General features: G+C 57.0%; 14 protein-coding genes. 7 read left to right on the forward strand and 7 right to left on the reverse strand.

Annotated elements, in window-relative coordinates:
- Position 1: 1 nt before the first annotated feature.
- Positions 2-1,666, reverse strand: a complete 1,665-nt coding sequence (locus DA718_RS20685; protein WP_112217374.1) for an ABC transporter substrate-binding protein — start codon at positions 1,664-1,666, stop codon at positions 2-4.
- 326 nt (positions 1,667-1,992) lie between these two features.
- On the opposite strand from DA718_RS20685, the gene DA718_RS20690 reads away from it, so the two are divergent.
- Both DA718_RS20690 and DA718_RS20695 read left to right on the forward strand, forming a co-directional pair.
- Entirely contained in the window at positions 1,993-3,108 is a 1,116-nt protein-coding gene (locus tag DA718_RS20690; RefSeq protein WP_112217373.1) for a YbdK family carboxylate-amine ligase, read from the forward strand.
- Between the two features lie 51 nt (positions 3,109-3,159).
- Entirely contained in the window at positions 3,160-3,879 is a 720-nt protein-coding gene (locus DA718_RS20695) for a phosphodiester glycosidase family protein (protein ID WP_112217372.1), read from the forward strand.
- Between the two features lie 514 nt (positions 3,880-4,393).
- Here DA718_RS20695 and DA718_RS20700 read toward each other — a convergent pair.
- The 3 genes from DA718_RS20700 to DA718_RS20710 all read right to left on the reverse strand — a co-directional run bounded on the left by DA718_RS20700 (position 4,394) and on the right by DA718_RS20710 (position 11,366).
- On the reverse strand, positions 4,394-7,486 hold the full coding sequence (locus DA718_RS20700; protein WP_112215316.1) for an efflux RND transporter permease subunit: 3,093 nt from the start codon (positions 7,484-7,486) through the stop codon (positions 4,394-4,396).
- A gap of 13 nt (positions 7,487-7,499) precedes the next feature.
- Positions 7,500-8,579 carry an efflux RND transporter periplasmic adaptor subunit gene (locus tag DA718_RS20705; protein ID WP_112215317.1) on the reverse strand — a complete coding sequence of 360 codons (1,080 nt, stop codon included), beginning with the start codon at positions 8,577-8,579 and terminating at the stop codon, positions 7,500-7,502.
- A gap of 72 nt (positions 8,580-8,651) precedes the next feature.
- Positions 8,652-11,366: a cation-transporting P-type ATPase gene (locus tag DA718_RS20710; protein WP_112215407.1), complete on the reverse strand. Its 2,715-nt coding sequence runs from the start codon at positions 11,364-11,366 to the stop codon at positions 8,652-8,654.
- A gap of 503 nt (positions 11,367-11,869) precedes the next feature.
- Between DA718_RS20710 and DA718_RS20715 the strand changes: the two genes are divergently transcribed.
- Positions 11,870-12,118 carry a DUF1158 domain-containing protein gene (locus tag DA718_RS20715; RefSeq protein WP_112215318.1) on the forward strand — a complete coding sequence of 83 codons (249 nt, stop codon included), beginning with the start codon at positions 11,870-11,872 and terminating at the stop codon, positions 12,116-12,118.
- On the opposite strand, the gene DA718_RS20720 is transcribed toward DA718_RS20715, so the two are convergent.
- A complete protein-coding gene (locus tag DA718_RS20720) occupies positions 12,047-13,669 on the reverse strand; it encodes an alpha/beta hydrolase-fold protein (protein ID WP_112215319.1) in 1,623 nt (540 codons plus the stop codon). The genes DA718_RS20715 and DA718_RS20720 overlap by 72 nt on opposite strands.
- 155 nt (positions 13,670-13,824) lie before the next feature.
- Between DA718_RS20720 and DA718_RS20725 the strand changes: the two genes are divergently transcribed.
- Positions 13,825-15,969, forward strand: a complete 2,145-nt coding sequence (locus DA718_RS20725; protein WP_112215320.1) for a TonB-dependent siderophore receptor — start codon at positions 13,825-13,827, stop codon at positions 15,967-15,969.
- A gap of 37 nt (positions 15,970-16,006) precedes the next feature.
- Here DA718_RS20725 and DA718_RS20730 read toward each other — a convergent pair whose 3' ends face one another.
- Both DA718_RS20730 and DA718_RS20735 read right to left on the reverse strand, forming a co-directional pair.
- Positions 16,007-16,348 carry a RamA family antibiotic efflux transcriptional regulator gene (locus DA718_RS20730; protein WP_004848570.1) on the reverse strand — a complete coding sequence of 114 codons (342 nt, stop codon included), beginning with the start codon at positions 16,346-16,348 and terminating at the stop codon, positions 16,007-16,009.
- A 32-nt stretch (positions 16,349-16,380) separates the two neighbouring features.
- A complete protein-coding gene (locus tag DA718_RS20735; RefSeq protein ID WP_112215321.1) occupies positions 16,381-17,481 on the reverse strand; it encodes an MBL fold metallo-hydrolase in 1,101 nt (366 codons plus the stop codon).
- Between the two features lie 190 nt (positions 17,482-17,671).
- Between DA718_RS20735 and DA718_RS20740 the strand changes: the two genes are divergently transcribed.
- The 3 genes from DA718_RS20740 to nfsB all read left to right on the forward strand — a co-directional run bounded on the left by DA718_RS20740 (position 17,672) and on the right by nfsB (position 19,393).
- The gene (locus DA718_RS20740) at positions 17,672-18,253 is read left to right on the forward strand and encodes a TetR/AcrR family transcriptional regulator (RefSeq protein ID WP_110273214.1); all 582 of its coding nucleotides are present in this window, start codon (positions 17,672-17,674) and stop codon (positions 18,251-18,253) included.
- The gene (locus DA718_RS20745) at positions 18,253-18,621 is read left to right on the forward strand and encodes an MmcQ/YjbR family DNA-binding protein (RefSeq protein ID WP_110273213.1); all 369 of its coding nucleotides are present in this window, start codon (positions 18,253-18,255) and stop codon (positions 18,619-18,621) included. Before DA718_RS20740 ends, DA718_RS20745 begins: the two co-directional genes overlap by 1 nt.
- A 118-nt stretch (positions 18,622-18,739) precedes the next feature.
- The gene (gene nfsB, locus DA718_RS20750; RefSeq protein WP_110273212.1) at positions 18,740-19,393 is read left to right on the forward strand and encodes an oxygen-insensitive NAD(P)H nitroreductase; all 654 of its coding nucleotides are present in this window, start codon (positions 18,740-18,742) and stop codon (positions 19,391-19,393) included.
- Positions 19,394-19,538: the final 145 nt, after the last annotated feature.

Below are 19,538 nucleotides of genomic sequence, written 5' to 3' on the forward strand. Positions count from 1 at the left end.
ATTACTCTTTTTTGCTCACCAGACTGAGGTCGATAAACCAGCTTTGCGGCTGTACCACCCCGGTGACGGCAGGTGATATCGCCCGTGGCCCGACATCGTGGGCAACGAACAGGAACGGCACCTGATCGACCAGCGCGGCGTGCAGCTCACCGGCGGCTTTATCCATTTCAGCCGGAGTAAAGGCGTGCTTCACCGCCGTGGCCAGCTTTTCGGTTTCCGGGGTCGAGAAGTAGCCCCAGTTCGTTGCGACCGGCGGGAAGGCTTTGGCGGTAGAGAAGCGGATCATGCCGAAATAGGGGTCGTTCACCGCGGCGCTGACGTTGATCGCGTCGATCCCCTTCGCGGACGGATCTTTCGCTCCGAGACGCCAGTTAGTAAACAGGGTGTTCCATTCGTTAACTTTGATATCGACGTTAAAGAAGCAGCTTTTCAGGCTCTGCTGGATGTACTCGTTCATCGGCAGCGGCTGCATCTGCCCGGAACCGGATGCCGAAGTGGCAACGGTCACGTGCAGCGGCTTACCGGCGCTATATCCGGCTTCAGTCATCAGCTTGCGGGCGGTGTCCGGGTCATACTTAATCTGGAAAGTAGGCTTACCGCGCCACGGGCTGTCGGCCTCATAGACGCCGGTCGCCTCGGTCATATAGCCGCCGAGATAGCTTTTCAGCTCGGCGCGGTTAAGGCACAGGTTGGCGGCTTTGCGCACGCGAATATCTTTCCACGGCGAGCCCTCTTCGAAGGAGAACTGCCACGGCCACAGGTGCGGCTGGGTATTGGCGTAGATTTTAAAACCCTGGGCTTTGATTTGATCGACCGCGTCCGGGGCCGGGGCTTCAATCCAGTCCACCTGCTTTGAGAGCAGCGCCGCGGTGCGGGCGTTGGCTTCCGGCAGCGGGATCAGCACCACTTTATCCACCCGAGGAATGCGATCTTTGTTCCAGTAGTCGGGGTTTTTGTCGAGGATCAGCTGCTGGCGGGGAACCAGTTTTTCCATTTTAAACGGGCCGCTGCCCACCGCATGGGCGGCGAATTCAGTCCATGCCTGCTTACTACGCGCGGCGGTATCGCCGCTGCTTGTCGGTACCGCGTCATACAGCTTCTGCCACGCCGTCGGGGAAACGATAAACAGGTTGGTGATATTGTACGGCAGTAGCGCATCCGGCTCGGAGGTGGTCAACACCACGGTGTGGTCGTCAATCTTCTGCGCACCGGTCAGGGTCGGCATGCGCGAAAGCGTGTTGCCAATCTGGCCCGGAGCGTACTGCGGAGCGGTTTTATTCAGCACTTTATCCACGTTCCAGACAATAGCATCGGCGTTGACCTCCGAGCCATCGTGAAACTTCACTCCCGGGCGCAGGGTGAAAATCCAGCGACTTTGATCTTGCGGGTCAACGTGCCACTCGGTCGCCAGCCCCGGAACCAAGCCGCTGGGCTTTTCCCCTTGCGACAGATCCCACTCAACAAGAGCGTCGTAGAGCGGGATGCCGGTGAAGCGGTTACCTTCAAAACCCTGATCGGGCTGACCGAGGGTTAAAGGGATGTCGGCGGCGGTCATCGCTATCCGCAACGTTGAGGCATGAGCCGGTAAAGCGGCAAACAGCGCCAATGCCCCGCTAACAGCAACGGCGAGATGGCATTTACGTGAGAGTAATTTTTTCTTCAGCATCACATTGTCCCTGTTAAATAAAAGTCGCTATTTAACAGGCAAGATGCATACCAGTTCTGAATCTGCGGGAAATAAGTGTGAAATGGCTTATAAAATAAGAATGACTTATATTATCTTAATGATTTTAATTAAAAAAATAAAACAACCTTATCTTTTTGCACCATCGACGGGAATTGTGTTGCAGGATTGCACCAGCCTTAATATTCCCGGGAGATAATAATCACGCCGCGTCATTTTTTATAAATTAAATTCATAATATACAGCAAATTATCAGCATCAACTGATTCCTTCTATACTCCTGTTATAAAGATAAGGAGGGAATCGCTATGCCCTTACCCGATTTTCATCGCTCCGAGCCTTTTACCCTCGGCATCGAGCTGGAGCTTCAGGTGGTCAATCCGCCGGGCTACGACCTAAGCCAGGACTCTTCCGCGCTTATTGATGAAGTGCAAAACACGCTGAAAGCGGGCGAAGCCAAGCATGACATTACCGAAAGCATGCTGGAAATCGCGACCGGTATCTGCCGCGATATCCATCAGGCCACGGCGCAGCTGGGGGCCATTCAGCAGGCGGTGCTGCGCGCCGCTGCCCACCATCATCTGCAAATATGCGGCGGCGGAACCCACCCGTTTCAAAGCTGGCAGCGCCAGCAGATCAGCGATAACCCGCGCTACCTGAAAACCGTCGAGCACTTTGGCTATCTGGCGAAACAGGCGACAATCTTCGGCCAGCACGTACACGTGGGATGTCAAAATGGCGATGATGCGATTTACCTGCTGCACGGCCTGTCGCGCTTTGTGCCACATTTTATTGCGTTAAACGCCGCCTCTCCCTGGCTCGACGGTGCGGATAGCGGTTTTGCCTGTTCGCGGCTGAACCTTTTTGCGGCTTACCCTGACAACGGCCCGATGCCGTGGGTGGATAACTGGCAGGCCTTTATCGGGCTATTTCGCCGTCTTAGCTATACCAGCATGATCGACAGTATGAAGGATCTGCACTGGGATATTCGTCCAAGTCCGGGTTTTGGTACCGTCGAGGTGCGGGTGATGGATACGCCGCTGACGATAGCCCAGGCGGTGAATATCGCCGGGTTTATCCAGATTATCGCCTGCTGGCTGCTGACGGAGCGTCCGTTTAAACACCAGCCTGAGGATTATTTGCTCTACCCATTCAACCGCTATCAAGCCTGTCGTTATGGGCTGGATGGCATCAATACCGATGTTCACACGGGTAAACAGCAGTCGTTTCGCGAAGAGATTTTACAACTGGCGGATAAACTGACGCCCTTTGCCCATAAGCTTCAGGCTGACAGCGCACTGGATGCAGTCGTCCGCCAGGCGAAGCAGGATCGCAGTGAATCTCAGCGGATGCGCGAGTTTGTCGCCAACGGCGGATCGCTAATCGGTCTGGTACAGAAGCATTGCGAGATCTGGACGGCATAGCGGCGATAAAACGGTATACTGCACGCTTTCGTTTTTGTCTGGGATCCTGTCGTGCGCTGTTTATCTCTTCTGCCGTTGTTGCTGTTATCTCTACCTGCGTTCGCCAGCGGAAAATGCTCGCTGACCGATCCGTTGCTGACGCTACAAAGCTATACCGTTAATCCGCAGCGCGAGCGCATTGTGATGTACTGGCAGAAAGAGGATGGCAAAGCCTGGGGATCGCTGCGATCGCTGCTGGCGGATATCAACCAGAATGGGCAGGTGCAGATGGCGATGAACGGCGGCATTTATGATAAAGCGTATGCGCCGCTGGGGCTGTATATCGAAAAAGGCAGACAGTTGACCCCGCTTAACCGCGCCTCCGGCGGCGGCAATTTTTTTATTCGTCCCGGCGGAGTGTTTTACCTAAAAGGGCAAAACGCGGGCATTGTCAGCCTCGAGAAATTTAAGCCCTCGCCAGCCATCCAGTACGCCGTGCAGTCCGGGCCGATGCTGATTGAAAACGGCAAGATCAACTGGCGCCTGAAGCCCTCTGCCAGCTCGCGCAAGCTGCGTAACGGCGTGGGCATCACCCCTGAGGGCAAAGTGGTATTTATGCTTAGCGAGCACGAAACCAATTTCTATGATTTCGCCTGCTACGCGCAGACAAGGCTCAACGTACGCCAGATGCTGTATCTCGATGGCACTATTTCAAAGATGTATCAGAGAGGCGGCAGCGTGCCGTGGCAGTACCACCCGTTCGTCACCATGATCGCAGTGGAGAGCAGGTAGTCGGCATAACATCGCCTGCGGTTTTGTAGCCCGGACAGGCGCGTCAAGCGCCGCCTCCGGGACGGTGTTATAGGGGTTCCGTTCACCACTATTTCGCAGAAAATGTCTCACCGCGGTACGTGAACGGGTAAAGGGGGAGAAAACCGTCCCCCCCTTTACAATCCCCGCGGTCCCGCAAAGAAATCGGTGCTGCGCACTACGCTCACCTCCCGGTCCTCAGCCTGCGGTCGGCTCAACTCGACACTACTCGTCCCATCCCTGGGACTCGCCCCTCCGGGGCCAGCGCAAGCGCTGTTCAAAATTGCTCCGGGCAATTTTGTCCATGTCTCGATTCGCCTCTGTCCGCCATCCCTGGCGGCCAGCCCTTGTCTTCGGACCTCCGGTTCGCCGATTTCAGCGGGCACCAGGGCATCGCTGCGAGTTTTTCTGTTCCAGGGGGATTCAGTTGCTGCATGAAAATCTCCCCGGAGGCGGCGCTGGTGCGCCTGTCCGGGCTACCAGGCCCGAGGCGCACCTACATCCGCCGATGCCCCCACTCGCGCAGGCGCTGGAACAGCACGTACAGCGACGGAATAAACAGAATGCCAATCACCGTCGCCACCAGCATGCCGCTAAACACCGTGGTACCGATAATCCGTCGACTCTGCGCCCCGGCGCCGGTGGCGAGCATCATCGGCATAATCCCAATGATGAAGGAAACCGCCGTCATCATTACCGCCCGGAAGCGGCGAGTCGCCCCTTCGCGGGCGGCGTCGACTATCGACATCCCCTCTTCGCGCTTTGCCCTGGCAAATTCGACGATCAAAATCGCATTCTTCGCCGCTAGCGCAATCAGCAACACCAGACCAATCTGCACGTAAACATCGTTGGCGTAACCGGCCCACCATAACCACAACAGCGACCCGCCGATGGCGAACAACACCGACAGCATCACGCTCGCCGGAAGCGTCCAGCTTTCATACTGCGCAACGAGGAACAGCCACGCCATCGCCACCGCCGCCAGCACAATCCACACCGCCTGGTTGCCGGTTTGCTGCTCCTGCCACGAAATTCCGCTCCAGGCGTAGTCATACCCCTGTGGCAGGTTCGATTGTAAAATCTGCTCCATCACCGCCATCGCCGTGCGGCTGCTGACGCCTTCTGCCGCCGAGCCGCTCACCGATACCGATGGAGACTGGTTATATTGCTGAATAAACGGCGCGCCCAACGTCGGCGTAATCGTCACCAGATTGCTCAGACGAACCCGCTCGCCGCTGTCGCTGCGCACGTACAGCTCGCTAATCTGCTCTGCCCGCTCGCGCCACTGCATCTCGTTTTGCATCACCACATGGTAAACGCGATTGTTGGTGCTGAAATCCCCGGCGCGGGTGCCGCCAAACGCGGTTTGCAGGCTGCTGAAAATCCTTGCAACCGGCACGTTTAGCCGCGCCGCCTGGTCGCGATCAACGTTGAGCGTGAGCTGTGGGACGTTGCTGCTCCAGGTGGTAAATACCCGACTCAACTGAGAATGCTGGTTCGCCGCCCTCAGAACCTGGTGCGTCACCTGCTCCAGTTCCGCCGGAGATTGCCCGGCCTGCGCCAGGATGCGTAAATTAAATCCGGAGGCGTTACCCAGCCCCGGCAACGTCGGCGGCGCAAAAGTCATAATCGTCGCTTCCGGCAGCCCCATCAGCTGGCCCTGTAGTTTCCCCATTACCGAATCCAGCGGCGGTCGCTGATGCCAGTCTTTCAGCATCACCGAGATAAACCCGCCGTTCGAGGCGCTGGTGCCGTTAAGAATATTGAAGCCAGACACCTGAATCACATCCTCAACTGCCGGATTTCCCAGCAACAGCTCCCGCGCCTGGGCCATTACCGCTTCGGTACGTTCCAGCGAGGCGGCTTCAGGCAACTGCACGCTGGCAAAGAAGTAGCCCTGATCTTCCTGCGGCAGAAAGTCCTTCGGCATGGTGGTGAAGCTAAAGACCACCAGCCCGGCCGCCATCGCCGTCGCGGCCAGCGCCAGCCAGGGACGACGATTCATGCCTCCCACCAGGCGCCCGTAGCCATCGCGTACCTTATCCAGGCCGCGGTTAAAGCCGCGCCAGATAGCGGCAGGCCTTTCCGGACGCGGGCGCAGCAGCAGTGCGCACAGCGCGGGTGTCAGGGTCAGCGCCACCAGGCTCGATAGCGTTACTGCCGTCGATAGCGTCACCGCAAACTGGCGATACAGCTCGCCGACGATCCCCGGCAGCATCGCCACCGGAACAAATACCGCCAGCAGCACTAAGGTCGTCGCGATCACCGGACCAGCGATTTGCCGCAACGCCTCGGCGGTAGCGGCCCCGCGATCCAGTCCCTCCGCCATTTTCGTCTCTACGCTCTCCACCACCACGATGGCGTCATCCACCACCATGGTCAGGGCGAGAATAATCGCGAACAGGCTCAGCGTATTAGCGCTGTAGCCCAGCGAATAGAGCACGGCAAAGGTACCGATAAGCGATACCGGAATTGCCAGAGCCACTATCAGCGTTGCCCGCCAGCTTTGCAGGAACAAAGACACCACGACCACCACCGCCAGCAGGGTCAACGCCAGCGATACGCCGATCTCTTTGATCGTCGCCGCCACAAAGCGGGTGGTATCAAACTTCACCTCCCAGGTCAGATCCGCCGGAAAACGCGCGTGCAGCCGGGTCAGCTCGGCGCGCACCGCGCTGGCAACCTGTAAGGCATTGGCAGTCGGCGTCGGGTAGATACCGAGATACGCGGAGTCTTTGCCGTTGAGCTGTGCGCCGGAGCTATAGCTGCGCGCGCCCAGCTCAATGGTTGCCACGTCAGACAGGCGCACCAGCTGACCGCGTTCGCCGCTGCGCACCACAATCTGCCCGAAGCTGGCGGCGTCGCTCAGCCGACCGATACCGTTGATGGTCAGGGTCTGCTGCTGGCCGTTAAATACCGGCGGCGTCCCCACCTGCCCCGCCGCGCCCTGTACGTTTTGCTCGCGTAGCGCCTGGGAAATATCATCGCTAGTGATATTCAGGGCGTTCATGCGATCAGGTCGCAGCCAGATGCGCATGCTGTAGTCGCGTGCGCCGAACATCTGGACTTCGCCAACGCCCGGCAAGCGCGCCAGCGCCTCGCGCACCTGGGTACTGGCGTAGTTGCTGACAAACAGCGGCGATAGCGTCCCGAGCGGCGAATAAAGGCTCACGCCCATCAGCAGGTTCGTTGCCCGTTTGCGCACCTGCACGCCGTTCTGCTGCACTTCGGCAGGAAGCTGCGCCACTGCCTGGGAAACGCGATTCTGCACATCAATCGCCGCTAAATCGGCATCGGTACCGGCAGCAAAAGTCAGGCTCAGGCTGTAGGTGCCTTCATCGGAGCTGGTAGATTCCATATACAACATATGGTCAACGCCGTTGAGCTGAGTCTCCAGCGGCGCGGCAATGGCTTGTGCCACGTCCGCCGCGCTGGCGCCCGGCCAGCTGGCGCTAACGTTGATGACCGGCGGCGTAATCTGCGGATATTGCTCGACCGGGATCAGCTTTAGCGATACCGCGCCGATAAAAGTCATCAGCAGCGCAATCACCATCGCAAAACGCGGGCGACGGATAAAAAACGTCAACATCCCTTCCCCCTCTTTAGTTGAGCAGCTGAACGGCTACGCCATCACGCAGGCGCTGGGCGCCTTCCGTCACCACGCGCTCGCCCGCATTAATACCTTCCACCACCGCAAACTGCTGCCCCTGCTGGCCGCCTGGGGTGATACGGCGCATCGCTACGGTGTTGTCCGCCGTCATTACCCAGCAGTAAAAGCCCTGCGCGTCCTGCTGCATCGCAGATGCCGGGATCATCGGGCTTTGCGCAAGCTGCTGCGGACGAAAGAAAATCGCCACGTTAGCGCCGGGCAGCAGACGGTGCCGCGGGTTTGCAAATTCAGCACGCAGCGCCACGCTGGCAGTGCGGCTATCAATGCGGTTATCGACGGAGGTCAGTACACCGTTTTGCCGCTGCCCATCAACATCGACCTGCGCTATCCACGCCTGCTTCAGCGCGGCAATATCCGCATGCTGGCCCGCTTTGTCGAAAAAGGCGGTTTCATCGAGTGAGAAGGCGACGCGAATCGGATCAAGCTGGACCACGTCCACCAGCACGCCGCTGGAGGGATTGACCAGGCTACCGACGTGAAACGCGCTATGGCCGACGCGTCCGGTGACCGGCGAAGTTATACGGGTGTAGCCGAGCGTAATTTGCTGGGCGGTAATGCGCGCCTGCGCCTGCTCCACGGCGGCGGCGGCGACATCACGCTGCATCTGGGCGGTATCCACGTCATTGCGGCTGATCGAGTGGTTATTTTTTAGCTGCTGGTAGCGGCTTAACAGCTGCTGGGCCTGACGGAGCGAAGCCTGCGCGCTTCTCAGCTCGGCCTGCGCCAGCGCCAGCGCGGATTTGGGCTGGGCGTCATCAAGGGTAAACAACAGATCGCCTTTATTGACGTACTGCCCATCCTGAAAATGGCGCTGCACGATCGCCCCTTCAGTACGGGCGCGAATATCAACGGAGTGGATGGCCTCAACGCGACCAGAAATTTGCCGCTCGTTGGCATGCGGCGCTTGCTCAACGGTGGCAACGCGCACCGGAATCGCCGGAGCGGCGGCAGTCGTCAGGGCGTAGCCTGCCAGGCCGCAGGCCAGCAAGGCGGAGCGGATGATCTTTTTCATGGGGGGAATTCCTTACGACGATGCGGCGTCCCTCCTCCCGCAGGAGAAGGGACACCGGACGAATCAGACAGACTACGCGGTTTTGCGGAAACGGCGGGTCAGGCGTTTCTCAACTTCGACCACCAGGAACATCGCAATACCGATGACCAGAGTGATGAACCAGTAGCGCAGCGGCAGCCCTTCGGTGCCAAACATCGTCTGCATCACCGGTACGTAGATGATGACCAGCTGCATCAGCAGCAGCACGCCGCTTACCAGCCAGATGCCTTTGTTACGCAGCAGCCCCATGTTCAGCGAGAAGCTGTCGCTGCTGCGGCAGTTAATCATATAGACCCACTGCGCGGTCACCAGCATCTGCAGCAGCACGGTGCGGATAAACTCCGGGCTGTGGCCGCGCGGTGCCAGCCAGGCCTCAAGAATAAAGGCGGCGACGGCAATCATCGTGCCGACGAAAGCGACGCGCCAGACGGCAAAAGCGTCCATCACGTGCTGGCCGGTTTTACGCGGCGGGCGGTTCATCGCGTTGCGCTCGGCAGCTTCAAAAGCGAGACCGAAGGAGAGCGTGGCGGAGGTCGCCATGTTCATCCACAAAATCAGCACCGGCGTCAGCGGAATAATGTTCCCCGCCAGCAGGGCGATGATAATCAGCAGCCCCTGCGCCAGGTTGGTCGGCATAATAAACAGAATGGTTTTCTTCAGGTTGTCGTAGACCCGACGCCCCTCTTTGACCGAACTGGCGATGGTGGCAAAGTTGTCATCGGTCAGAACCATGTCGGCGGCCTCTTTGGTCACCTCGGTTCCTTTGATACCCATAGCGATGCCGACGTCGGCCTGACGCAGCGCCGGAGCATCGTTGACGCCATCGCCGGTCATGCCAACCACTTCACCGTTATCCTGCAGCGCTTTCACCAGGCGTAGCTTATGCTCCGGGCTGGTGCGGGCAAAAATATCGTACTCAACGGCGGCTTTCGCCAGCTCGGCGTCATCCATATGCTCCAGCTGATAGCCGGTCATCGCCTGACGGCTGTTAGTAATCCCCAGCATTTGGCCGATGCTCATCGCCGTCTGCGGGTGGTCGCCGGTAATCATCTTCACGCGGATCCCCGCATTCTGGCAGGCGTGGATAGCGTCAATCGCTTCCGGGCGCGGCGGGTCCATCATCCCGGCAATGCCGAGGAAGACCAGACCTTCGCGGAGATCGTCGTGGGTCAGCGTGGTGCTGCCAACGTTAGCCGGTTTGTAGGCGGCGGCAACCATGCGCAGGCCCTGGCGGGCAAAGCGCGCCATTTCCTCTTCCCAGTACTGCGGCTCGAACGGTACCGCGCCCTGCTTGCTCATCTGCTGGCGGCACATGGCAAAAATCACGTCCGGCGCGCCGGTAATCAGCACCCGCTCGACGTCACCCATTTTCTGATGGGTCGCCATGTACTTGTACTGCGAGTCGAACGGAATTTTCGCGACCAGGCGCGCGTCAACCGGATCCAGCTGCGCTTTCGCCGCCAATACCTTCAGTGCCCCTTCGGTCGGCCCGCCGGTAATGCCCCACAGGCCGCGCTCGTCCTGAATCATCTGGCTGTCGTTACACAGGTCGATGGTACGCAGGTAGGTTTCCAGCACGCTGCCCGCTTTAATCTGCACCGGCTCATCGCTGCCTTCCAGGCAGATGTTGCCCTGCGGCTCGTAGCTGTCGCCTTCAACACGGTAGCAGCAATCAGCAGTGATGATCGCTTTGACGGTCATCTCGTTCATCGTCAGGGTGCCGGTTTTATCCGAGCACACCACGGTCATTGCGCCCAGGGTTTCCACCGTCGGCAGCTTGCGGATAATCGCCCGCTGACGCGCCATCGCCTGTACGCCGAGGGAGAGAATAATCGAGATAATCGCCGGTAAACCTTCCGGCACGGCGGCAACCGCCAGGCTAATCAGGGAGAGCAGCAGCTCACCGAGAGGAATGTCGCGCAGCGCCAGGCTGAAGACGAACAGCGCGGCCATCATCGCCAGGATAATGACGAAAATCGCTTTGCCGAGCTTGTCCATCTGCACCAGCAGCGGCGTGCGGTGCTTCTCAATGCCCGCCATCATTTGGTTGATGTGACCGAGTTCGGTCTCCTGACCGGTAGCGGTCACTACGCCAACGCCGCCGCCGGCGCTGATGGTGGTGCCGGAGAACAGCATATTCGTGCGATCGCCCAGCGGCAGTTCACCTTCCAGCGCGTCGGTGGTTTTATCCACAACCGTCGACTCACCGGTCAGAATCGCTTCTTCCACCCGCAGATTGTGAGTTTCAATCAGGCGCATATCGGCAGGCACACGGTCTCCCGCGCGCAGAATGACGATATCGCCCGGAACCAGGTCGCGGGTCGGGATGGTTTCATGCTTACCGTTGCGCTGCACGCGGGCGTCGCTGGAGAGCATATTGCGGATGCCCTGTAGCGATTTTTCAGCATTGCTCTCCTGGATATGGCCGATCAGGGCATTGATCACCGTGACGCCAAGGATAACCAGGGTATCAACCCAGTGGCCCATTACCGCCGTGAGCGCGGCAGCAGCCAGCAGGACAAAAATCAGTACGTCGTTAAAATGGGCGAGAAAGCGCAGCCAGGCGGGCTTGCCTTTCTTCTCTGGTAACGCATTCGGGCCGAAAGTCTGCAGGCGCTCGGCGGCTTCAGCGGAGTTCAGTCCGCTGGTATGGCTGTTTTTCTGCGCCAGCACCGCATCAACGGTCTGCTGATATGCCCGGCGTGGCGCGGCATCCCCTGAGGGGGTGGTATTATTAGTTTTGATCATTTTGGTCAAAATATATCTCCCTTAAAATTCCGTGAGGCGGAAAGCCTGGAATCATTCCGGGCCAATGAGAAAATTAAAAAACAGGCGGGAGATAATTTGAGCTTGCGCAATATTTAGTCTCTCGCAAATACAAAATTTGTGGTAAGTTAATTCTATAAAACAATAATTGCAAAATATTAATAAACCAAAACTAAACGAGGTCTACTATGTTTGGAATCTACCGCGGACGCCGTCTGGTGCTTTACATCTTGCTGGCCATTATTATCGCTACTCTGGTGGGATATAGCACCTATACTTTTGTAAAAGCGCTGGCTTAATAATGACGTTAATTTACAGTCCGGTGTAATTAATTTAATCACAAATATGCCTAAATTAATTAACATGGGAATGAAAGAGGATTATTATAAATAATACTTAAGGCGTAATTTAATTCCCTGCGAAACTATATTGCATTGATTCAGTTTTTACCGGACAATATGTTTTTAACTGATGATTAACAAATAATGAAACATCCGCTAGAAACGCTCCTCAGCGCCGCCGGCATTCTTCTGCTGGCGTTGATATCCTGCCTGCTGCTGCCAGCACCGTCTCTTGGCCTGACGCTGGCGCAAAAGCTGGTTGAGATGTTCCACCTGATGGATCTCAACCAGCTTTATACGCTGATCTTTTGCCTGTGGTTCTTAGCGCTGGGCGCTATTGAGTATGTGGTGTTGCGCTGGGTGTGGCGTCGCTGGTTTTCCCTTGAGCGTTAAGCCGGTCAAGTCACGCATACCGTTGACCAGCGCCTCGCACCAGGCAGCGTAATCATGACCGCTGGACGAGGGATGGAAGCTCACCGCATAGCCCTTCTCTCTCAGTACCTGCTCAAATTCGAGGGTATTGGCATAAATGCCACCGTCCGGCCCACTGGTTTCGAATTTACCCGCCTGTAGCCAGAAACGTACCGGATAGCGCGGCGATTGCTGGTACTGCCGCGTCAGCCAACTGGCCTCTTCTCCTTTCGGTGCCCACCAGTACGACCCGGACAAGCTCAGCACGTTGCCAAACTGTCGCGGATAGCGCATCGCCACCCAGGATGCGGCCAGCCCGCCGTAGCTGGAGCCTGCAATCACGGTTTTTTGCCGGGTCAGGCTGAGCCCCTGCCGGTTCAGCCACGGCAGCAGTTCATGAGCCATAAAATCGGCGAAGTGGGGGTTTGGCGGCAGCTCTTTTGCCCGTCGCGTATGATCAAGGCTATCGATAAACACCACGTTAATCGGCGGCAGTACATGGCTGGCGATCAGGGAGTCCAGCACGTTCGCGAAGCGGTACTCGTCCTGGTACGTTTTGCCATCGAACAGCATCAAGGTCCAGCGCGCGGGCTGCGGCAAACGCGGACGGTAAATCATCACTTCTCGTGTATTTTGCAGGAAGTCGCTACGTAGCTGGTGGCGGGTTAAGGTGCCGTAGCGCAGCGGCTGCGTCATACGTTGCACCGAGCAAAAACGTGCAGGATTAAGCGCCAGCAAAGAGTAGCGACTCCAGCGATCCTGGGCAGCGTTGACGCTGTTGGGGTTGAGCGGATCGGCCTGGGCGCTGACCAGAATCGCTCGCCGCTGCTCCCGCGCGCTGCCCGCCACCTGCGGCACATCCGGAGCCAGCTTATATTGCATTAGGGTATCGGCGGGCACCACGTAGCTGCGAAACCAAACATCGGAGTCGCCGAGGCGAAACAGCGGATCGTGATCTCCCGCCGGAGACCCCAGAATAAACACGTTCTGGCTCGCCCCGCGCCACAGGAAAGTCACTCGCTTATGGCTGACGTCCACCGGTTCCACCATGGGCGTTCCTTCCAGTTCACGCTCCTGCCAGAAATTCGCCGTTGAACCTCCTGCCGCCAGCTCGCGCTTAAGCTGCTGCAGACGCGGACTGACCGGATCCAGCGCCTGTGTTTTTGCCAGCGCGGTAGTCTCTCGCATCTGCCATTGAAAACGCCAGCGCGCGCCCTCTTCACCGTGCAGTACCAGTGAGGAGGCACGGTTTACCGGCAGAGAAAATAGCAAAGTTTGTTCTCCATCTGCCGGGCCGCCTGCCAATAGCGTGCGCAGGCGACGATTGTTCTCATCCAGCAGTCGGGCATCGGTGACGCCGGAGAGAGTCGCCGCAACATAGTTCTCACCCAGCTTTGGCAGGTCAAAACAGACCTCGCCGCTGGCATCAAACTTCCCCTGCAGTTCACCTTGTAAAGAAGGTGATTCACAGTTCATCGCCGCTGCCGGTAAGGCACTCATGCCAATTAGCAGGCCGCTCCACGCCGTCTTCATTGCCCGATATTTCCTTGTAAAAATTTGTTAATAACGCTAATGCAAATAATAACTATTTGCAATAACATTGACACCGTTAATGACAGCCGCTGGACGATTCATCACGAAGATGGCGGTTTTTTTGATGGCGACTTAACCAAGGAAAAATCATAAAAATGTTTAAATATAATAAGATAACAGCACTCTGGGCCGCGAGCCTCGCGGTATCCACCTTCGGCGGGCAGGCGCTGGCGGCGGAGGAAACGATCGTTGTCACCGCAGGCAACGGCGAAGATCCAACAGCGCCGCTAAAGGGAATTGTGGCAACAAAGACGCTGTCGGCGACGAAAACTGCCGCAGAGATCGTCAAGACGCCGCAGTCGGTATCGGTGGTCACCCGCGATCAAATGCAGGCGCTGGATGTCACCTCGGTTTCCCAGGCGCTGCGCTATAGCGCGGGCGTCTTTACCGAATATCGCGGAGCCTCTAACCGCAACGACGAAGTTTTCGTACGCGGCTTTAGCTACGTGCCCAAATTCCTCGATGGCCTGAGCTACGGGGCCACCGCCTCCTCGCAGACCGGGACTTTCGACCCGTGGCTGCTGGAGCGCGTTGAGCTGGTGCGCGGCCCGGCCTCGGTGCTGTTTGGTCAGGTGAACCCTGGCGGGCTTATCAGCATGACCAGCAAACGCCCCACCAGCCAGCCGATTCATGAAGTGCAGTTCCGTACCGGCAATAACAACCTTGCCGAAGGGGCTTTCGACTTTGGCGGTCCGCTGAGCGATGACGGCCACCTGCTCTATCGCCTGAACGGGATCGCCCGCACCCAGAATAATCAGATAGATGACTACAAAGAGACACGGATGGCCATTGCCCCGGCACTGACCTGGTATCCTAACGACGCCACCCGCTTTACCCTGTTAACCAGCTACCAGAAAGACCCGGATGCCGGTTACCGTAACTTCTTGCCGCGCTACGGCACCGTGGAAAGCGTCGACGGAAGCTATATTCCGCGCGATTTTAACGTCAGCGACCCTAACTACAATCAGTCGTGGCGCGAACAAACGATGATTGGTTATGAATTCGAGCACCAGCTAAACGATACCTTCACCCTGCGGCAGAACGCCCGCTACGCGACCATCAAACAGAAGTACCGCTATCTGGTTTATACCACCAGCGCAGCCAACAGTTCCGTGCTCTCGCGCCGCGCCCAACATGAAGAGCGCCAGACCGATGAGTTTGGTATTGATAACCAGCTTGAGGCGCAGTTTGCCAGCGGCCAGGTGGCACATACGGTGATTGGTGGTCTGGATTACAAAACCAGTAAAGATAAACAGTACCTCGGCCGCGCCGGCGGCTCACAGTACGATATCGACTGGCGCAGTCCTTCTTACGGCGTTAGCGTTGATGAAAGCACCTTCAGCACCGCCAGCGATGAGCAGCAAAATCTCGACCAGGCGGGAATTTATCTCCAGGATCAGCTGAGCTGGCAAAATTGGGAGCTGCTGGTTTCCGGGCGCTACGACTGGGCAGAAGTACGCACCACTGATTTTACCGACGCCAGCAGCACCCAGCAGAATGACAACAAGTTCACCTGGCGTACCGGGTTGCTGTACGCCTTTGATTTCGGCCTCTCGCCCTATATCAGTTACAGCACTTCGTTCGAACCTAATCTACAAACCAACCGCGCGCCGGGCGTCGGGCCGTTCGATCCAAGCGAAGGCAAGCAGGTAGAAGTGGGCCTGAAATATCAGCCGAACCCAAACGCGTTAATGACCCTCGCGCTGTATGACCTGACGCAGAGCAACGTCGCCACCTACAACAGCGCGGCCGGATGGTTTGAAAATAGCGGTAAGGTTCGTTCGAAAGGGGTGGAAGCCGAAGCGCACGCAACGGTCTTCGATAACCTCAACCTGATTGCTTCTTATACCTACACCGATGCGGAAACCGTCAATACCACCGTGGTCGGCACCGAAGGGAAAACCCCTGCGCGCATTCCAACCCATATGGCCTCAGCGTTCACCAGCTATACCCTGCCGGACGGCGCGCTAAAAAGCCTGACGGCGGGCGTTGGCGTGCGCTATATCGGCACCAGCTATGGCGATGCGAAAAACACCTTTAAGGTTCCGGCGGTGGATTTGTATGACGCAATGGTGAGCTATGAGTTAGGCGAATTAAGCTCAAGCCTGAAAGGGGCGAAAGTGCAGTTCAACGTCAACAATATTGCGGACACCAAATACGTGGCCTCATGCGCCAGCGATAGCGCCTGCTTCTACGGCATTGGTCGGACGGTGACGGCAACAGTGAATTACGCCTGGTAAGAAAAGTGTCCGCCGGTCTTCCCCCGGCGGACACTTTTCAGTGGGCGCGGCTGTGATTTTCTTTACGGTAGGCACCCGGAGGCTGGTTAAACGTGCGGGTGAAAATGCGGGTAAAGGTTTGCTGCGAGTCAAAGCCGTATTTCAGGCAAATATCGTAAACTCGCTGATCGGTATCGCGCAGATCGCGCGCCGCCAGCAGCAGCTTGCGCTCGCGAATGTAACGCCCCAGACTCTCCCCTTTGTACTGTAAAAACAGTCGTTGCAGATGCCATTTCGAGTAACCGGCATGGCGCGCAATATCGTCAATACGTAGCGGTTGATGCAAATTATCATCAATCCACTCGACGATCGTATCAATGACCTGAGCGGAAATAGTCATATGTCCTCTCTCCTCCTGAACCACTCTCATCGTTACCGCCACCAGGCGTTAAATGATTGCGTTTTATCCGCGACCCAAACCGGCTCACCCAACATTGGCGTCAGCAGTCGCCACGGCCGCCCTGTACTGGCCTCCGCCAGCCTTTTATACGGATCGTCCCATGTATGTTTTGCCAGCACGAAGCGCCCGGCGTGGCCCGGCAGCACCGCACGAGCGTGTAAATCGTCAGCGGCCTGCGCCGTCTCTTCCGGCATCATGTGGATGTACTTCCAGTCCTGGTCGTACTGACCGTTTTCCATAATCGCCAAATCCACTTCACCGAACTGCTCGCCGATGGCTTTAAAGTGCGGGCCGTAGCCGCTATCGCCGCTGTAGTAAATTTTCTGCTGCGGAGTGACGAACATAAAGCTGGCCCACAGCGTCTGGTTACGCTTGAGGCCGCGGCCTGAAAAGTGGCGCGCGGGCAGCGCGTGAACCGTTAGCTCATCACTGACCTGTACCGATTGATTCCAGTCCACTTCGCTAATAATGGCGCTATCGACGCCCCAGTAGCGCAGATGCGAGCCAACGCCCAGCGGCGTTACCACGTGCTTGATTTTCGGCATCAGCGCTTTGATGGTGGCGTAGTCGAGATGGTCATAATGATCGTGCGAGATAATCAGCAGATCGATATCCGGCATTCCTTCAGCATGCCACGGGTAATCCCCGGCAAAAGCCTTATTAATAAAGGAGAACGGTGCAGCATAGTTGCTAAACACCGGGTCAATCAGGATACGTTTACCGGCCAGTTGCAAATACCAGGAGGAGTGCCCGAGCCAGACCATGGTGTCCTGCCCTAACGGCAGACTGGCCAGATCGGTTTTCACCAGCGGTAGCGGCTGGGCCGGTCTGGCGTTTTCGCGTTTGGCGACAAGAAACTCCCACCACGCGGCCAGCATATTTTTTTGCCCGGTAAACCCAGGCGTCGGCAGCTGGTTGTGAAACTGGCCGCCATAATAGTGAGGGGACTGTTCCACCACGCTGAGCTGTGCGCCCTGCGGCGCCTGACCAAATCCGGCATTTAACACAAACGGCAAAGTTGTTGCTGACGCTAATAACATGATGGCGACCACGCTGAAGATGATACGGTTCATATCCTGACCTGGCGAAATCCTCCTTCCTGGAGGTTTTTGTTATAAGGCTTGATTATGAGTGAGTAAGCACTCATTATTAGGAAGAAGCTGAAAGTCGTCAAGACGATTTTCAAATTTTGACAGACGGCGTTGCAGTGCCCATGTCAGGCATGCTTAGATCAGGTTTTTATAACGTGTGAGGTAAAGTGTAGTGGCTCGTCCTAAGAGTGAAGATAAAAAGCAAGCGTTACTGGAGGCCGCAACTGCCGCCTTTGCCCAATCGGGAATCGCCGCCTCAACCTCCGCCATCGCCCGCAGCGCCGGGGTTGCTGAGGGGACGCTGTTTCGCTATTTTGCCACCAAGGACGATCTGCTCAACGAGCTTTATCTCACTATCAAATCGGGTTTAGTTCAGGTGATGGTATCTAGTCTTGTCCCAAACGAAACCCGCCCGAAAGAGAATGCGCGTAATATCTGGAACAGCTATATCGACTGGGGTATGCGCAAACCGATGGAGCATAAAGCCATACGCCGCATGTCCCTGAGCGAACGGATTACCGATGAAACGCGTACCCGGGTTAAAGAGATGTTCCCCGAGCTCAACGAGATATGCCAACTTTCGGTAAAACCCATTTTTCTTAGCGATGCGTATCGCACCTTTGGTGATGCGCTATTTTTGTCACTGGCAGAAACCACTATCGAGTACGCCAGCAACGATCCGCAGCGTGCCAGGGAACTCATTGCATTAGGCTTTGAGGCAATGTGGCAGGCTCTGCATGAGGAAACTATCTGATGGACCATCTCTCGCTGCATCGACAAGCGCACCGTATCGCGCTGGAGCTTCCCTTTATCGAACACTGCTGGCCGTTTGGCCCGGAGTGCGATGTGTTTAAAGTCGGCGGGCGGATTTTTATGCTGACGATGACGGCGCACGGCCGCGCGTTGGTCAACCTGAAGTGCGACCCGCAGAAATCACTGCTTCATCAGGAGATTTACCGCAGCATTGAGCCTGGCTACCACATGAACAAAAAACACTGGATCTCCGTGGTTCCCGGAGAGGATATCAACGAGGGCCTGCTGGCTGAGCTGATTAATGATTCGTGGAACCTGATAGTCGATACACTCAGTAAAAAAGAGCAGCAACGCCTGCGCCCGGGTTGATTTTCAGCGCAGCGCGATAAGTGTTATCGCATTTTTGCCCCTTATCATTTCCCCAACATCGCTGTACTCTTCCTGCACGAAACGCACCCGCAAGGGGTTGTAAACAGTGAGGAAGAGTATGGATATCGTATCGGTTGCCTTAAAGCGCTACTCCACCAAGGCATTTGACGCCGCTAAAAAACTGACTGCCGAGCAGGCGAAAAACCTGAAAACGCTGCTGCAGTACAGCCCGTCAAGCACCAACTCCCAGCCGTGGCACTTTATCGTTGCCAGCAGCGATGAAGGTAAAGCGCGCGTCGCTAAAGCGGCGAGCGGCACCTACGTCTTTAACGAACGTAAAATTCTCGACGCGTCCCACGTGGTGGTTTTCTGCGCGAAAACCGCAATGGATGACGCCTGGCTTGAGCGCGTGGTGAATCAGGAAGAGGCTGATGGCCGTTTTGCTAATGCTGAAGCCAAAGCCGCGAATCACAAAGGTCGCACCTTCTTTGCCGATATGCACCGCAAAGACCTGCACGATGACGACCAGTGGATGGCGAAGCAGGTTTATCTGAACGTTGGCAATTTCCTGCTTGGCGTTGCGGCAATGGGTCTGGACGCGGTGCCGATTGAAGGCGTTGATTTCGCGATTCTCGATGCCGAGTTCGACCTGAAGGCCCAGGGCTACACCAGCCTGGTGGTAGTGCCTGTCGGCCATCACAGCGTTGAAGATTTCAACGCCGCCCTGCCGAAATCCCGCCTGCCGCAGGCAACGACGATCACCGAGATTTAATTCTCTGGTTTTTTTACGCCAGGGTAATCCCCGGATTGCGGCTGTCGCCTTATCCGGGCTACAAAACCACCGACTGTACGAATCCGTAGCCCGGGCAAGGCGCGTCGAGCGCCGCCCCCGGGGATAGACCGCAGTATTTTGCAGC

This window comes from Klebsiella huaxiensis (assembly GCF_003261575.2).
GTDB lineage: Bacteria > Pseudomonadota > Gammaproteobacteria > Enterobacterales > Enterobacteriaceae > Klebsiella > Klebsiella huaxiensis.

Coding starts and splice junctions, on each gene's coding strand:
- DA718_RS20700 (WP_112215316.1), bottom strand. CDS start 7,486: ATGTTGACGTTTTTTATCCGTCGCCCGCGTTTTGCGATGGTGATTGCG.
- DA718_RS20690 (WP_112217373.1), top strand. CDS start 1,993: ATGCCCTTACCCGATTTTCATCGCTCCGAGCCTTTTACCCTCGGCATC.
- nfsB (WP_110273212.1), top strand. CDS start 18,740: ATGGATATCGTATCGGTTGCCTTAAAGCGCTACTCCACCAAGGCATTT.
- DA718_RS20710 (WP_112215407.1), bottom strand. CDS start 11,366: ATGATCAAAACTAATAATACCACCCCCTCAGGGGATGCCGCGCCACGC.
- DA718_RS20705 (WP_112215317.1), bottom strand. CDS start 8,579: ATGAAAAAGATCATCCGCTCCGCCTTGCTGGCCTGCGGCCTGGCAGGC.
- DA718_RS20745 (WP_110273213.1), top strand. CDS start 18,253: ATGGACCATCTCTCGCTGCATCGACAAGCGCACCGTATCGCGCTGGAG.
- DA718_RS20725 (WP_112215320.1), top strand. CDS start 13,825: ATGTTTAAATATAATAAGATAACAGCACTCTGGGCCGCGAGCCTCGCG.
- DA718_RS20715 (WP_112215318.1), top strand. CDS start 11,870: ATGAAACATCCGCTAGAAACGCTCCTCAGCGCCGCCGGCATTCTTCTG.
- DA718_RS20735 (WP_112215321.1), bottom strand. CDS start 17,481: ATGAACCGTATCATCTTCAGCGTGGTCGCCATCATGTTATTAGCGTCA.
- DA718_RS20720 (WP_112215319.1), bottom strand. CDS start 13,669: ATGAAGACGGCGTGGAGCGGCCTGCTAATTGGCATGAGTGCCTTACCG.
- DA718_RS20685 (WP_112217374.1), bottom strand. CDS start 1,666: ATGCTGAAGAAAAAATTACTCTCACGTAAATGCCATCTCGCCGTTGCT.
- DA718_RS20730 (WP_004848570.1), bottom strand. CDS start 16,348: ATGACTATTTCCGCTCAGGTCATTGATACGATCGTCGAGTGGATTGAT.